The sequence below is a fragment of the Pseudomonas asgharzadehiana genome, from assembly GCF_019139815.1.
Classification (GTDB): Bacteria; Pseudomonadota; Gammaproteobacteria; order Pseudomonadales; family Pseudomonadaceae; genus Aquipseudomonas; species Aquipseudomonas asgharzadehiana.
On record NZ_CP077079.1, the window covers coordinates 1 to 14,727 of the forward strand.

A 14,727-nucleotide genomic window follows, 5' to 3' on the forward strand; every position below is an offset into this window, starting at 1 on the left:
ATGTCCCGACTCAATCCCCGGCAGCAAGAAGCCGTGAACTATGTCGGCGGCCCTCTATTGGTGCTCGCCGGCGCAGGCTCCGGCAAGACCAGCGTGATCACCCGCAAGATCGCGCACCTGATCCAGAACTGCGGCATCCGCGCGCAGTACATCGTCGCCATGACCTTTACCAACAAGGCCGCGCGCGAGATGAAAGAGCGTGTCGGCACCCTGCTCAAGGGTGGCGAGGGTCGGGGCCTGACCGTGTGTACGTTCCACAACCTGGGCCTGAACATCATCCGCAAGGAGCATGCGCGGCTGGGCTACAAGCCGGGTTTCTCGATTTTTGACGAGACCGACGTCAAAGCCCTGATGACCGACATCATGCAGAAGGAATACGCGGGCGACGACGGCGTTGACGAGATCAAGAACATGATCGGCGCCTGGAAGAACGACCTGATCCTGCCCGCCCAAGCCCTGGAAAACGCACGCAACCCCAAGGAACAGACCGCCGCCATCGTCTACACCCACTATCAACGCACGCTGAAGGCGTTCAACGCGGTGGACTTCGATGACCTGATCCTGCAACCGGTCAAGCTGTTCCAGGAACACGCCGACATCCTTGAAAAGTGGCAGAACAAGGTGCGCTACCTGCTGGTGGACGAATACCAGGACACCAACGCCAGCCAGTATTTGCTGGTGAAGCTACTGATCGGCACGCGCAACCAGTTCACCGTGGTGGGCGACGATGACCAATCGATCTACGCCTGGCGCGGCGCCCGCCCGGAAAACCTGATGCTGCTCAAGGTCGACTACCCGTCCCTGAAAGTGGTGATGCTGGAGCAGAACTACCGCTCTACCAGCCGCATCCTGCGTTGCGCCAACGTGTTGATCTCCAACAACCCCCACGAGTTTGAAAAACAGCTGTGGAGCGAGATGGGCCATGGCGATGAGATCCGCGTGATCCGTTGCCGCAACGAAGACGCCGAAGCCGAGCGCGTGGCCGTGGAAATCCTCAGCCTGCACTTGCGTACCGACCGGCCCTACAGCGACTTTGCGATCCTGTATCGCGGCAACTACCAGGCCAAGCTGATCGAGCTGAAATTGCAGCACCACCAGGTGCCGTATCGCCTGTCGGGCGGCAACAGTTTTTTCGGACGCCAGGAAGTCAAAGACCTGATGGCCTACTTCCGGTTGATCGTGAACCCGGACGACGACAACGCCTTCCTGCGGGTGATCAACGTCCCACGTCGGGAGATCGGTTCGACGACGCTGGAAAAACTCGGCAACTACGCCACCGAGCGCAAGATCTCGATGTACGCCGCCACCGATGAAATCGGCCTGGGCGAACACCTGGACACACGCTTCACCGATCGTCTGTCGCGCTTCAAGCGTTTTATGGACAAGGTGCGCGAACAATGCGCCGGGGAAGACCCGATCAGCGCCCTGCGCAGCATGGTCATGGACATTGACTATGAGAACTGGCTGCGCACCAACAGCTCCAGCGACAAGGCCGCGGATTACCGCATGGGCAACGTCTGGTTCCTGATCGAAGCGCTGAAGAACACCCTGGAAAAAGACGAAGACGGCGAAATGACCGTCGAGGACGCCATCGGCAAGCTGGTGCTGCGCGACATGCTTGAGCGCCAGCAAGAAGAGGAAGACGGCGCCGAAGGTGTGCAGATGATGACCTTGCATGCCTCCAAGGGCCTGGAATTTCCCTACGTGTTCATCATGGGCATGGAAGAAGAAATCCTCCCGCACCGCTCCAGTATTGAAGCCGACACCATCGAAGAGGAACGGCGCCTGGCCTACGTGGGCATTACCCGCGCGCGTCAGACCCTGGCCTTCACCTTTGCCGCCAAGCGCAAGCAATACGGCGAAATCATCGATTGTGCCCCCAGCCGGTTCCTCGACGAACTACCGCCGGATGACTTGGCCTGGGAAGGCAATGACGACACCCCGACCGAGGTGAAGGCCGTTCGCGGCAATACCGCCCTGGCGGATATACGCGCAATGCTAAAGCGCTAGAATCGACTACTTTTTAATCTACTTTCGGCGCGCACCGCGCCATTAGAGGAAGCTTTCCGTGGAAGCACTGCACAAGAAAATTCGCGAAGAAGGCATCGTGCTTTCCGATCAGGTACTCAAGGTCGACGCCTTTTTGAACCACCAGATCGACCCGGCGCTGATGAAACTAATCGGCGACGAATTCGCCGCGCTGTTCAAGGATTCGGGCATCACCAAGATCGTCACCATCGAAGCCTCGGGTATCGCCCCGGCGATCATGACCGGCCTGAACCTGGGCGTACCGGTGATTTTTGCGCGCAAGCAGCAGTCGCTGACCCTGACCGAAAACCTGCTGTCGGCGACGGTGTATTCCTTCACCAAGAAAACCGAGAGCACCGTGGCGATCTCGCCGCGTCATCTGACCAGCAGCGACCGCGTGTTGGTGATCGATGACTTTTTGGCCAACGGCAAGGCGTCCCAGGCGCTGATTTCGATCATCAAGCAGGCCGGCGCGACCGTTGCGGGCCTGGGGATCGTGATCGAGAAGTCGTTCCAGGGTGGCCGTGCGGAGCTGGATGCGCAGGGCTATCGGGTTGAGTCGCTGGCGCGGGTGAAGTCGCTGGCAGGTGGGGTTGTCACCTTTATCTGAGGCAACACCGCTTGAAATGTAGGAGGGGGCTTGCTCCCGATAGCGGTGTATCAGTCACCAAATGTATTGGCTGACCCACTGCTATCGGGGCAAGCCCCCTTCCACATTTGGTTTTATATTGGTTTTCAGTGCGCGGTTGCTTGTAAGCCCGCCAGCAACAAGCGCTGATAGAGATCCTCTTTCAGCCCCTCCGGCCTATCCAGCCGCATCCGCTCCAGATGCCTGGGAAACGCCTCCGGCTCCGGAGCATCCAGCGCGGCCTTGCCCAGCTCAAGCACCTCCGTCAGCTTGAACTTACTCTTGAGCCAGTTCAGCGCCCGTAACAAATCCCGCTCTTCATCGGTGAAATCACTGCCCAACGGGTACTCCGGGAACAAGCGTTTATGCCGCGACTGAATGCCTTTGAGGCGCTCCGGCGTGTTGTCGGCAAAACGTGGATCCAACTGAAAGCCCCTGGGTAACTTGCCAGCCTTTTGCGCCTGCTCGATCAAGTCGGCCTGGAAGCGTGAGTCGCTGATAGTAAGCAGTGCTTCGATCACCTTGGCATCCGTCTGCCCCCGCAAGTCGGCAATTCCGTACTCGGTGATGACGATATCCCGCAGGTGCCGGGGGATGGTGCAGTGGCCGTAGTCCCAGACGATATTGGAACTGACCTCCCCCGCCGACTCGCGCCAGCTGCGCAAGATCAGGATCGAGCGCGCACCGTCCAATGCATGGCCCTGGGCAACAAAATTGTATTGCCCGCCCACGCCGCTGAGTACGCGACCGTCTTCCAACTGGTCCGCGACGCCCGCGCCGAGCAAGGTCACCATGATTGCGCTGTTGATAAACCGCGCATCCTGGCGCTGCAAACGCTTGAGTTCTTCCTGACCGTACAGCTCGTTGATGTAGCTGATGCGGGTCATGTTGAATTGCAGGCGCTTGGCGTGGGTCATTTCCTGCAAGCGCTGGTAAAAACTGCGGGGGCCCAGGAAGAAACCACCGTGTATCGACACCCCATCGGGCTGCGCCGCATCGTCCAGCAAGCCGGCGTTGGCCTGCTCCTGAGTCGCCACATCCGGATAAACCTTGCGTCGCACAATCCCCGCATCCGCCAGCACCAGCAGGCCGTTGACGAACATCTCGCTGCAGCCGTAGAGGCCACGGGCGAAGGGATCGACACCGCCTTCACGGCTGATCAGCGGCGCCCACTGGTACACATCAAGGTCCGTCAGCAGCAGGCGGTAGGCTTCGTTGTCGGCCTGGCGCGCGAGCAAGGCGGCGGTCAGCGCATCCCCCATGGAACCGATGCCTATCTGCAAGGTGCCGCCATCACGCACCAGGGTGCTGGCGTGCAGGCCGATGAAATGATCCTGGAACCCCACCGGCATATTCGGCGTGGAAAACAGCGTGGTGCTGTCCTTGGCATCGATCAGGTAGTCGAACGCATCCATGCCCAATTCGGAATCGCCAGGCATGTAGGGCAAGTCGGTGTGGACCTGGCCGACGATCAAAATGGTTTCGCCCGCGTCGCGGCGCTTTTCGATCATCGGCAGCAGGTCAAGGCTGATATCGGGGTTGCAGCTCAGGCTCAGGCGGTCCGGATGCTCGGCGCTGCTGGCCACCAATTGTGCAACCAGATTCAAGCCAGCGGCATTGATATCGCGGGCGGCGTGGCTGTAGTTACTGCTGACGTAATCCTGCTGGGCCGACGTGCTGTGCAGCAAACTGCCGGGCTGCATGAAGAACTGCCGTACGTGGATGTTGTTTGGAAGGCTGTCTTTATGCAGGTCGGCGAGGAAATCCAGCTCGGGATAGTCACCGAACACCCGCTCGATGAAGGGTTCGAGAAAGCGCTTCTGCAACCCGTCACCCAGGGTTGGCCGGCCAAGGCTCAGGGCGGTGTAAATCGTAAGCGCGCGCTCCGGCAGTTGGGCGATTCGCCGGTACAGCGCGTTGACGAACAGGTTGGGCTTACCCAGGCCCAGCGGCATGCCCATGTGGATATGCGCCGGCAAGCGCGCCAGTACGTCGTCAACTGCTTGCTCGATTGAACACAACTGCACCATCCGACTGCTCCCGAACATTCCATGAATAGGGGTTCGACCGAGCTTGCCGGGTCTTTGCTGCAATGAACAGCGCAAAACCTGAATGACAGGTACAAAAAAGCCGCTCGTAAGCGGCATTTTTGGCGAAGATTGACTGATTACAACCCAGACATCTGCTTGATAGCGCCTTTGAGGTCGTCATCCGAGCAATCCGCGCAGGTGCCTTTGGGCGGCATGGCGTTGATCCCGGTGATCGCCTTGGCCAGGATGCCGTCGAGACCGCCCTGGTGGTCGGCGCGTTCTTTCCAGGCGGCTTTGTCGCCGATTTTCGGCGCGCCCAGCAGGCCAGTGCCGTGGCAAGCATTGCAGTGTTTGGCGATGATCTCGTCCGGCGTTTTCGCGCCGCCACCGCCCGCTGCAACGGCGACTTCCATGCCCTTGCACTCCTGGCCCTGGACGCAAACCTGGCCGACAGGCTCCAGGCGTTTGGCAATTTCATCATTGGTCGCAGCTTGAGCGCTGACAGCCCATAGGGCCAGTACGGTTGCTGGTGCAGCCAGCATTTTCATAATTAGGTTCACGCGTTCACCCTCAATGGTGGCTATTCACGCCTGCGGCCACGGTTTCGCAGGCGGCGAAAGTATAACGGTTAGCCCGCCTGGCCGAAACAACCCTATTAAATAAAGGGAGATTCAGTCTCGCGGAATACTGCTGCGGGAGCCTCTGCAACGCTGGCAGGACGCCTCTATTCTTAAAAGTTCGCGGGTGTGGCTGCGCTGATTAGCCGCGCCGGTACGTCGAACGGATTGCGAAAACGATGGGGCTTGGTACTTTCAAAGTAGTAGCTATCGCCGGCTTCGAGCACAAAAGTTTCAAGACCGACCACCAACTCCAAACGGCCCTCCACCAGAATCCCGGTTTCCTCGCCTTCGTGGGTGAGCATTTCTTCGCCGGTATCAGCGCCCGGCGGGTAGATTTCGTTGAGAAACGCGATGGCCCGGCTAGGGTGCGCCCGACCTACCAATTTCATGGTCACCGCGCCGTCGGAGATGTCGATCAGCTCATTGGCTTTATAGACGATCTGCGTCGGAATTTCCTGGAGGATCTCCTCGGAAAAGAACTCGACCATCGACATGGGGATGCCGCCCAGCACCTTGCGCAAGGAGCTGATCGAGGGGCTGACACTGTTTTTTTCGATCATCGAAATGGTGCTGTTGGTGACACCCGCACGCTTGGCGAGTTCACGCTGGGAAAGACCCTTCAGCTTACGGATGGATTGCAGTCGTTCGCCGACGTCCAATGCGGGAGCCTCCTAGGATTCAGGCGTTGTTGTAATTGGCCGTTATCATGGCGACAGCGTTCAGTATTTACAACACTTGGGCCTAAATCCCAGGCAGCTGTGTCCGTGCGCGGCGGTCAAGCGCCGGAATAGAGCCTTGGCACCCGGCGCAGGTTGCAGAAGATCTGGTAGGGGATGGTGTCAGCGGCCACCGCGACGTCGCTGGCGAGGATATTTTTGCCCCACAGCTCTACCGTGGAGCCAAGGCCAGCCTGAGGCACATCCGTCAGGTCGATACACAGCATGTCCATGGACACACGCCCCAGCAACTGGCTGCGCTGCCCGGCCACCCGCACCGGCGTACCCGTGGGCGCGTGACGCGGATAGCCGTCTGCGTAGCCCAAGGCAACCACGCCGATACGCATCGGCTTGGGCGTAACGAACCGGGCGCCGTAGCCCACCGGCTCGCCAGCCGGCAGTTCGCGCACACAGATCACTTTCGATTCCAGGGTCATCACCGGTTGCAAGCGCGCGGCCAGAGCCTGGTTTTCACCAAATGGGGTGGCGCCGTACAGCATGATGCCCGGGCGTACCCAGTCGCTGAGCACATTTGGCCAGCCCAATACCGCGGGTGAATTGCGCAGGCTGACTTCGGCCGCCAGGCCCTGGCGCGCCGCTTCAAACACCGCCACTTGTTCGGTGCTGCTGGCGCAATCAAGCTCATCGGCGCGGGCAAAGTGACTCATCAGCACAATCTTCGCGACTTTACCGCTGGCCAGCAGGCGCTGATAAGCCGCGTGGTAATCCTTGGGATGCAGGCCCACGCGATGCATGCCCGAGTCCAGCTTGAGCCAAATAGTCAAGGGCTTGCTCAGCGTGGCCTGTTCGATCGCATCCAGTTGCCACAGCGAATGCACCACGCACCAAAAATCATGCTCGACGATCAGCCCCAGCTCATCCGCTTCAAAAAAACCTTCCAGCAGCAACACTGGCGCGCGAATGCCAGCGGCGCGCAGCTCCAACGCCTCTTCGATGCATGCCACGGCGAACCCATCGGCCTCGGCTTCCAGCGCCTGGGCCACGCGCACGGCGCCATGGCCGTAGGCATCGGCCTTGATCACGGCAAGGGCCTTGGCCCCGGTGACTTCACGGGCCAATTGGTAGTTGTGGCGCAGGGCTTGGAGGTCGATCAGGGCACGGGCTGGACGCATGGCGGCAGGCTTCTAGGCAGCGGAGTGAAAAAAAACGGTACCGACAGACAGCATCGGCACCGTAAGAGGGATCGTGTTTAAGGCAGCGCGGCCACGACGGACAGCTCTACGAGGATTTGCGGCTCGCACAATTTGGCTTCAACCGTGGCACGGGCCGGGGCGACGCCTTTAGGCAACCACGTGTCCCACACCGCGTTCATGCCGGCGAAATCGGCGTCAATGTCTTTCAGGTAGATCGTCACCGACAGCAACCGGCTCTTGTCGGTCCCGGCCAAGCCCAGCAAACGCTCGATATTGGCCAAGGTTTCACGGGTCTGCTGTTCAATCCCCGCGTTCATGTCGTCGCCGACTTGCCCTGCCAGGTACACGGTACCGCTGTGGACAACGATCTGGCTCATGCGCTCATTGGTGAGCTGGCGCTGGATTGACATGTTTTGCGGACTCCTGGTGGTTGCCGTAACGGGAAATATCGAGGCCTGCGGCGCTGATCTGCGGGGTTTTCCTGGCCATCAGGTCGGCCAGCAAGCGACCGGAACCGCACGCCATGGTCCAACCGAGGGTGCCATGGCCGGTATTGAGGAACAGGTTCCTGAACGGTGTGGCACCGACAATGGGTGTGCCGTCGGGTGTGGTCGGACGCAGGCCGGTCCAGAAACTGGCCTCGGCCAAATCGCCGCCCTGAGGATAAAGGTCGTTGACGATCATCTCCAGGGTTTCACGTCGACGAGGGTTAAGCGACAGGTCAAAACCGGCTATTTCAGCCATGCCACCCACGCGAATGCGGTTATCGAAACGGGTGATCGCGACCTTGTAGGTTTCATCGAGGATGGTCGACGTCGGTGCCATCGCCGGGTTGGTGATCGGCACGGTCAGCGAGTAGCCCTTGAGCGGGTACACCGGTGCCTTGATCCCCAGCGGCTTGAGCAGTTTTGGCGAGTAGCTACCCAGGGCCAGCACGTAGCGGTCGGCGGTTTCGAGCTTGCCGTCGATCCACACGCCGTTGATGCGATCACCGGCCTGGTCAAGGCGTTGGATGTCCTGTTCGAAGCGGAACTCCACACCCAGCTGTTTGCACATCTCGGCCAGGCGTGTGGTGAACATCTGGCAGTCGCCGGTCTGGTCGTTAGGCAGGCGCAGGGCACCGGCGAGGATATCGGTGACGCTGGCCAGGGCCGGCTCAACGCGGGCAATGCCGGCGCGATCGAGCAGTTCGAACGGCACACCGGACTCTTTCAACACCGCGATATCCTTGGCGGCGCCATCCAATTGGGCTTGGGTGCGGAACAACTGGGTAGTCCCGAGGCTACGGCCTTCGTAGGCAATGCCGGTCTCGGCGCGCAATTCATCGAGGCAGTCGCGGCTGTACTCGGACAAGCGCACCATGCGCTCCTTGTTCACGGCATAGCGACTGGCCGTGCAGTTGCGCAACATCTGCGCCATCCACAGGTATTGATCGATATCGGCGGTGGCCTTGATCGCCAGCGGCGCGTGGCGTTGCAGCAACCACTTGATGGCCTTGAGCGGCACACCCGGCGCGGCCCAGGGCGAGGCATAGCCGGGAGACACTTGGCCGGCATTGGCGAAACTGGTTTCCATGGCGGCGGCGGGCTGGCGGTCGACTACCACGACCTCAAAACCGGCCCGAGCCAAATAGTAGGCACTGGTCACACCAATGACGCCGCTACCCAAGACCAGAACGCGCATTTTTATATCCTCATCGCGGCCTGGCCGCTGACGTGTGTTGTTTCGAGCAATGATGAGCGCAGTATAAAAAGCAATCGCCAGTGCATTTCACTATATAAATGCCTATATTTGGCGACAATTCTCGGCAAAAAACCTTTTTACAGAGGCGTATCCCCTATGCGTACCAACACCCAGACCAAGCGGGAGCTGGACAAGATCGACCGCAACATCCTGCGTATCCTGCAGACCGACGGGCGAATTTCGTTCACGGAACTGGGGGAAAAGGTCGGGCTGTCGACCACGCCTTGCACTGAGCGGGTGCGTCGGTTGGAGCGCGAAGGGATCATCATGGGCTACAACGCGCGGCTCAATCCGCAGCATTTAAAAGGCAGTTTGCTGGTATTTGTCGAGATCAGCCTGGATTACAAGTCCGGCGATACCTTTGAGGAGTTTCGCCGCGCCGTGCTGAAACTGCCCCATGTGCTGGAGTGCCACCTGGTCTCCGGCGACTTCGACTATCTGGTGAAAGCGCGGATTTCCGAGATGGCCTCATACCGCAAGTTGCTGGGCGATATCCTGCTCAAGCTGCCCCACGTGCGCGAATCCAAGAGCTATATCGTGATGGAAGAAGTCAAAGAGAGCCTGAACCTGCCAATTCCGGACTGACTGGACCGCTACACCAGCACTTGCCGGGTACTGGCCATGTACTCATGAATCTGCTTTTCGACCCGTGGATGGATCAACTCCACCGGTCGCCGCCCATTAGGGCACGGCAAGGTCTTGGTGGTGCCGAACAACCGACAGATCAACGGCCGCTCGTCATACACGGTGCAGCCGGCGGGCCCCAGGTGCACGCAGTTCAGCTCATCCATCGCCGCGTCCTGCTCGGCGGCGGTCTTACGCGGCAGGCGTGACATTTCCTCGGGCGACGTCGTTACCGGCCCACAGCAGTCGTGGCAACCGGGTACGCATTCGAACGAAGGAATCTGACGGCGCAGCGCGCTGATTTTCTGACTGTTGCAACTCATCGAAACAGGTACCGGAGGGCGAATAGACCTGGATTCTGACGCAAAACGCCGCGCGCAGACAGCGTCGTCCGACCGCTGTATCCTGCGTCAAATTTTCCAAACAGGGAGCGTCCCCATGACCGCCAGCGCCCGGCACACCGCGTCCTACTATGCCGCCAGCAGCGTGCCGCAACCGGATTACCCGGCGTTGACCGGTGAAGTGACTGCCGATGTATGCGTGGTCGGCGGTGGTTTCTCCGGGCTCAACACCGCCCTGGAGCTGGCCGAGCGCGGTTTCAGCGTGGTGTTGCTGGAGGCGCGCAAGATCGCCTGGGGCGCCAGCGGGCGTAACGGTGGCCAACTGATTCGCGGCGTCGGCCACGGCCTGGACCAGTTCGCCAACGTGATCGGCACCGACGGCGTACGCCAGATGAAGCTGATGGGGCTGGAAGCCGTGGAGATCGTGCGCGAGCGCGTCGAGCGCTTTCAGATTCCCTGCGACCTGACCTGGGGCTACTGCGACCTCGCCAACAAGCCCCGCGACCTGCAAGGCCTGGCCGAAGACGCCGAAGAACTGCGCAGCCTGGGCTATCGCCATGCGGTGCGCCTGTTGCAAGCCAGCGAGATGAGCAGCGTGGTCGGCTCCGAGCGTTACGTGGGCGGCATGATTGATATGGGATCGGGCCATCTGCACCCGCTGAACCTGGCGCTCGGCGAAGCGGCTGCCGCCGGGCAATTGGGCGTGCGGCTGTTTGAGCAATCAGAAGTCACCCGTATCGACTATGGCCCTGAGGTCAGGGTGCACACCGCGCACGGCCATGTGCGCGCCAAGACCCTGGTGCTGGCCTGCAACGCCTACCTCAATCGCCTCAACCCGCACTTGAGCGGCAAAGTACTGCCCGCCGGCAGTTACATCATCGCGACCGAGCCGTTGAGCCAAGCGCAGGCCGCCAACCTGTTGCCGCAGAACATGGCCGTGTGTGACCAGCGCGTGACGGTGGATTATTTCCGCCTGTCCGCCGACCGCCGCCTGTTATTTGGCGGCGCCTGCCACTACTCCGGCCGCGACCCGCAGGACATCGGCGCCTATATGCGACCGAAAATGCTGCGCGTTTTCCCACAACTGGCCGACGCGAAGATCGACTATCAATGGGGCGGCATGATCGGCATCGGCGCCAACCGCCTGCCGCAGATCGGCCGCCTGGCCGACCAGCCCAACGTGTATTACGCCCAGGCCTACGCCGGCCATGGTCTCAACGCCACGCACCTGGCGGGCAAGTTGTTGGCCGAAGCCATCAGCGGCCAGCAGCAGGGGCGTTTCGATCTGTTTGCCCAAGTGCCGCACATTACCTTCCCCGGCGGCAAGCACCTGCGCTCGCCGCTGCTGGCCCTGGGGATGCTCTGGCACCGCCTCAAAGAGCTGGTCTGATCAACTGCGCCAGAAAGGCTTAACCCCTTCCTGGCGTGCCTGCTCAGCGGTCAAGCCGATGTCACGCAGTTGCTCACGGGTCAGGGTCAGCAGAGCCTTGCGCGTGTGCCGACGGTGCCAGAACAGGTTCCAACGGCTATTCGCCGGCGCGGCCATCGCGCGCTCCTGTCCCGCCTCCAGCTCCTGACTGTGTAACGCCAGCCGCACATCGCTCATACCGTTCATTTTGCTGCCCCTCAGTGGTGTGTTGCCTTGAGTGACGAGCATGGGCGAACGGGCCAGAGCATTACAGATTCAACCTATTTTTATTAAATCCATACAGATACTGCCTGACGGCGGCTGAATCCTGTATTTTCCCTGCATCTGTATTGGTCTCTTGGGAGCGACCGCCATGACGCTTTACGTCAACCTCGCCGAATTGCTGGGCACGCGCATCGAACAGGGCTTCTACCGCCCCGGTGACCGGCTTCCGTCCGTACGGGCGTTGAGTGTGGAACATGGGGTCAGCTTGAGCACCGTTCAGCAGGCCTATCGGTTGCTGGAAGATAACGGCCTGGCCATGCCCAAGCCGAAATCCGGCTACTTCGTGCCCGTTGGCCGTGAGCTGCCCGCCCTGCCTGAGGTCGGCCGCCCGGCACAACGCCCGGTGGAAATATCCCAGTGGGACCAGGTGCTGGAACTGATTCGCGCCGTGCCGCGCAAAGACGTCATACAGATGGGCCGCGGCATGCCGGATGTACTGTCGCCCACCCTCAAACCGCTGCTGCGCAGCCTGGCGCGCGTCAGCCGTCGCCAGGACCTGCCGGGGCTGTATTACGACAATATTCTTGGCTGTATGGAACTGCGCGAGCAAATCGCCCGACTGTCATTGGATTCCGGTTGCCAGCTGACCGCCGAAGACATCGTCATCACCACCGGCTGCCATGAGGCGCTGTCCGCCAGCATCCATGCCATCTGTGAGCCCGGCGATATCGTCGCCGTGGATTCGCCCAGCTTTCACGGTGCCATGCAGACCCTCAAGGGCCTGGGTATGAAAGCTCTGGAAATCCCCACCGACCCGATTACCGGCATCAGCCTGGAAGCTCTGGAGCTGGCCCTGGAACAATGGCCGATCAAGGTCATCCAGCTGACCCCCAACTGCAACAACCCCTTGGGCTACATCATGCCGGAGGCGCGCAAACGCGCGCTGCTGACCTTGGCCCAGCGCTTTGACGTAGCGATAATAGAGGACGATGTATACGGCGAATTGGCCTACAGCTACCCACGCCCGCGCACCATCAAATCTTTCGATGAAGATGGCCGCGTGCTGCTGTGCAGCTCATTTTCGAAAACGCTGGCGCCGGGCCTGCGCATTGGCTGGGTTGCCCCCGGGCGCTACCTCGAACGGGTGCTGCACATGAAATACATCAGCACCGGCTCGACGGCCACACAGCCGCAGATCGCGATTGCCGAATTTCTCAAGGGTGGCCATTTCGAACCGCATTTGCGGCGAATGCGCACCCAATACCAGCGTAATCGCGACCTGATGCTCGATTGGGTCAGCCGCTACTTCCCCGCCGGCACGCGCGCCAGTCGGCCGCAAGGCAGCTTTATGCTGTGGGTAGAGCTGCCGGACGGCTTCGACACCCTCAAGCTCAACCGCATACTCATAGAACAAGGCGTACAGGTGGCGGTGGGCAGTATCTTTTCGGCGTCCGGCAAGTACCGCAACTGCCTGCGCATGAACTACAGCGCCAAGCCTACCCCGCAGATTGAAGAAGCCGTGCGCAAGGTAGGCGCCGCCGCGAGCAAAATGCTGGCGCAATCGTCGGACTGACCTTTCGCGAGAAATAGCCGTCCTATATCGACAACCGCCCTGACCTGGAAGCGACTCCCTTGATGATTCGACGGCTATTACCGTTTTGCCTGTTGGGAGCCCTGGTGCTGGGTGGCTGTGCCGGCGTGAGTACCCCGCGCATCCCCAGCGATGCGCTGCCGGCCGCTCAGTCCTCGTTCGGGCGCTCGATCCTGGCCCAGGCCGCGCCTTATCAGGGCCGCTCGGGCTTTCGTCTGTTGCCCAACAGCAGCGAAGCCTTCATGGCCCGCGCCGAACTGATCCGCAACGCCCAGACCAGCCTTGACCTGCAGTACTACATCGTTCACGACGGCATCAGCACCCGCATGCTCGTGGATGAACTGCTCAAGGCCGCCGATCGTGGCGTGCGCGTGCGCATTCTGCTGGATGACACCACCAGCGACGGGCTCGACCAGATCATCGCCACCCTCGCCGCCCACCCCAAGATCGAGATCCGCCTGTTCAACCCCTTGCACCTGGGGCGCAGCACCGGTGTTACGCGGGCGATGGGCCGCCTGTTCAACCTGTCGCTGCAACACCGGCGCATGCACAACAAACTGTGGCTGGCGGACAACAGCGTGGCCATCGTCGGCGGGCGCAACCTGGGAGATGAGTATTTCGACGCAGAGCCCAACCTGAACTTCACCGATATCGACATGCTCAGCGTCGGGCCGGTGGCCGAGCAACTCGGGCACAGTTTCGATCAGTACTGGAACAGCGCGCTGAGCAAACCCATCGATGACTTTGTCTCAAGCCGCCCTTCAAAAGGCGACCTGGCCGCTGTACGCGTGCGCCTGCAAGCGTCGCTGGCCGACTCGCGCCAGCAGAATCACGCGCTGTACAACCGCTTGCGCACCTACCAGACCCAGCCGCGAATGGACATCTGGCGCCGTGAGCTGATCTGGGCCTGGAACCAGGCGCTGTGGGATGCGCCGAGCAAGGTGCTGGCCAAGGCCGACCCGGACCCGCAGCTTTTGCTGACCACCCAACTGGGGCCGGAGCTTGAGGGCGTCCACCACGAGTTGATGATGATCTCGGCGTATTTCGTACCGGGGCAGCCGGGGCTGGTGTATCTGACGGGACGCGCCGACGCCGGCGTGTCGGTGAGCCTGCTGACCAATTCCCTGGAGGCCACCGATGTGCCGGCCGTGCACGGCGGTTATGCGCCGTATCGCAAGGCACTGCTGGAGCACGGGGTAAAACTCTACGAACTGCGCCGCCAGCCGGGCGACCCCAGCGCCGGCAGTGGGCCGCACCTGTTTCGTCGCGGTTCGTTCCGGGGCTCGGATTCAAGCCTGCACAGCAAGGCAATGATCTTTGATCGCACCAAGTCGTTTATCGGCTCCTTCAACTTCGACCCACGCTCGGTGCTGTGGAACACCGAAGTCGGCGTGCTGGTCGACAGCCCCGAGCTGGCGGAGCATGTACGCAACCTGGCGCTGCAAGGCATGGCGCCAGCCCTGAGCTATGAGGCGAAATTGCAGGATGGCCAGGTGGTGTGGGTGACCGAGGATAACGGCCAGTTGCATACCCTCACGCGCGAACCGGGCAGTTGGTGGCGCAGGTTCAATGCCTGGTTCGCTACTTCCGTCGGCCTGGAGCGCATGCTTTAGAAACAC

General features: G+C 61.0%; 14 protein-coding genes. 6 read left to right on the forward strand and 8 right to left on the reverse strand.

Annotated features, from left to right (window positions below):
- The gene (rep, locus tag KSS96_RS00005; protein WP_017526834.1) at window positions 1-2,010 is read left to right on the forward strand and encodes a DNA helicase Rep; all 2,010 of its coding nucleotides are present in this window, start codon (window positions 1-3) and stop codon (window positions 2,008-2,010) included.
- 58 nt (window positions 2,011-2,068) lie between these two features.
- The gene (locus tag KSS96_RS00010; RefSeq protein ID WP_003176890.1) at window positions 2,069-2,638 is read left to right on the forward strand and encodes a xanthine phosphoribosyltransferase; all 570 of its coding nucleotides are present in this window, start codon (window positions 2,069-2,071) and stop codon (window positions 2,636-2,638) included.
- A 125-nt stretch (window positions 2,639-2,763) separates the two neighbouring features.
- Here KSS96_RS00010 and KSS96_RS00015 read toward each other — a convergent pair whose 3' ends face one another.
- The 6 genes from KSS96_RS00015 to dadA form a co-directional block, all read right to left on the reverse strand.
- A complete protein-coding gene (locus tag KSS96_RS00015; RefSeq protein WP_217855554.1) occupies window positions 2,764-4,686 on the reverse strand; it encodes an acetyl-CoA hydrolase/transferase C-terminal domain-containing protein in 1,923 nt (640 codons plus the stop codon).
- A 137-nt stretch (window positions 4,687-4,823) separates the two neighbouring features.
- Window positions 4,824-5,234 carry a c-type cytochrome gene (locus tag KSS96_RS00020; RefSeq protein WP_017526832.1) on the reverse strand — a complete coding sequence of 137 codons (411 nt, stop codon included), beginning with the start codon at window positions 5,232-5,234 and terminating at the stop codon, window positions 4,824-4,826.
- 182 nt (window positions 5,235-5,416) lie between these two features.
- Window positions 5,417-5,965: a cupin domain-containing protein gene (locus KSS96_RS00025; RefSeq protein ID WP_003176893.1), complete on the reverse strand. Its 549-nt coding sequence runs from the start codon at window positions 5,963-5,965 to the stop codon at window positions 5,417-5,419.
- Window positions 5,966-6,081: 116 nt separating this feature from the next.
- Window positions 6,082-7,155, reverse strand: a complete 1,074-nt coding sequence (gene alr, locus KSS96_RS00030; protein ID WP_217855556.1) for an alanine racemase — start codon at window positions 7,153-7,155, stop codon at window positions 6,082-6,084.
- Window positions 7,156-7,232: 77 nt separating this feature from the next.
- Complete coding sequence (locus KSS96_RS00035; RefSeq protein ID WP_017526830.1) at window positions 7,233-7,586, reverse strand: RidA family protein; 354 nt, start codon at window positions 7,584-7,586, stop codon at window positions 7,233-7,235.
- Entirely contained in the window at window positions 7,558-8,859 is a 1,302-nt protein-coding gene (dadA, locus tag KSS96_RS00040) for a D-amino acid dehydrogenase (protein ID WP_065879257.1), read from the reverse strand. The genes KSS96_RS00035 and dadA overlap by 29 nt, the downstream gene beginning before the upstream one ends.
- A 156-nt stretch (window positions 8,860-9,015) precedes the next feature.
- On the opposite strand from dadA, the gene KSS96_RS00045 reads away from it, so the two are divergent.
- Window positions 9,016-9,504 carry an Lrp/AsnC ligand binding domain-containing protein gene (locus KSS96_RS00045; protein ID WP_003176896.1) on the forward strand — a complete coding sequence of 163 codons (489 nt, stop codon included), beginning with the start codon at window positions 9,016-9,018 and terminating at the stop codon, window positions 9,502-9,504.
- A gap of 8 nt (window positions 9,505-9,512) precedes the next feature.
- Here KSS96_RS00045 and KSS96_RS00050 read toward each other — a convergent pair whose 3' ends face one another.
- Window positions 9,513-9,866: a YkgJ family cysteine cluster protein gene (locus KSS96_RS00050; protein ID WP_017526828.1), complete on the reverse strand. Its 354-nt coding sequence runs from the start codon at window positions 9,864-9,866 to the stop codon at window positions 9,513-9,515.
- 115 nt (window positions 9,867-9,981) lie between these two features.
- Here KSS96_RS00050 and KSS96_RS00055 point away from each other — a divergent pair, with 115 nt between their 5' ends.
- Window positions 9,982-11,274, forward strand: a complete 1,293-nt coding sequence (locus KSS96_RS00055; RefSeq protein ID WP_017526827.1) for an NAD(P)/FAD-dependent oxidoreductase — start codon at window positions 9,982-9,984, stop codon at window positions 11,272-11,274.
- On the opposite strand, the gene KSS96_RS00060 is transcribed toward KSS96_RS00055, so the two are convergent.
- Window positions 11,275-11,499 (reverse strand): DUF1127 domain-containing protein, encoded by a 225-nt coding sequence (locus KSS96_RS00060; RefSeq protein WP_026067179.1) that lies wholly within the window; start codon window positions 11,497-11,499, stop codon window positions 11,275-11,277.
- 166 nt (window positions 11,500-11,665) lie between these two features.
- Between KSS96_RS00060 and KSS96_RS00065 the strand changes: the two genes are divergently transcribed.
- Both KSS96_RS00065 and KSS96_RS00070 read left to right on the forward strand, forming a co-directional pair.
- Window positions 11,666-13,090 (forward strand): aminotransferase-like domain-containing protein, encoded by a 1,425-nt coding sequence (locus tag KSS96_RS00065; protein ID WP_017526825.1) that lies wholly within the window; start codon window positions 11,666-11,668, stop codon window positions 13,088-13,090.
- Between the two features lie 62 nt (window positions 13,091-13,152).
- Window positions 13,153-14,721, forward strand: a complete 1,569-nt coding sequence (locus tag KSS96_RS00070; RefSeq protein ID WP_032883377.1) for a phospholipase D family protein — start codon at window positions 13,153-13,155, stop codon at window positions 14,719-14,721.
- Window positions 14,722-14,727: the final 6 nt, after the last annotated feature.

Bases quoted from the DNA above. Each gene is read 5' to 3' on its own strand.
- KSS96_RS00055 (WP_017526827.1), top strand. From the start codon at position 9,982: ATGACCGCCAGCGCCCGGCACACCGCGTCCTACTATGCCGCCAGCAGC.
- alr (WP_217855556.1), bottom strand. From the start codon at position 7,155: ATGCGTCCAGCCCGTGCCCTGATCGACCTCCAAGCCCTGCGCCACAAC.
- KSS96_RS00065 (WP_017526825.1), top strand. From the start codon at position 11,666: ATGACGCTTTACGTCAACCTCGCCGAATTGCTGGGCACGCGCATCGAA.
- dadA (WP_065879257.1), bottom strand. From the start codon at position 8,859: ATGCGCGTTCTGGTCTTGGGTAGCGGCGTCATTGGTGTGACCAGTGCC.
- KSS96_RS00045 (WP_003176896.1), top strand. From the start codon at position 9,016: ATGCGTACCAACACCCAGACCAAGCGGGAGCTGGACAAGATCGACCGC.
- KSS96_RS00060 (WP_026067179.1), bottom strand. From the start codon at position 11,499: ATGAACGGTATGAGCGATGTGCGGCTGGCGTTACACAGTCAGGAGCTG.
- KSS96_RS00050 (WP_017526828.1), bottom strand. From the start codon at position 9,866: ATGAGTTGCAACAGTCAGAAAATCAGCGCGCTGCGCCGTCAGATTCCT.
- KSS96_RS00035 (WP_017526830.1), bottom strand. From the start codon at position 7,586: ATGTCAATCCAGCGCCAGCTCACCAATGAGCGCATGAGCCAGATCGTT.
- KSS96_RS00015 (WP_217855554.1), bottom strand. From the start codon at position 4,686: ATGGTGCAGTTGTGTTCAATCGAGCAAGCAGTTGACGACGTACTGGCG.
- KSS96_RS00020 (WP_017526832.1), bottom strand. From the start codon at position 5,234: ATGAAAATGCTGGCTGCACCAGCAACCGTACTGGCCCTATGGGCTGTC.
- rep (WP_017526834.1), top strand. From the start codon at position 1: ATGTCCCGACTCAATCCCCGGCAGCAAGAAGCCGTGAACTATGTCGGC.
- KSS96_RS00070 (WP_032883377.1), top strand. From the start codon at position 13,153: ATGATTCGACGGCTATTACCGTTTTGCCTGTTGGGAGCCCTGGTGCTG.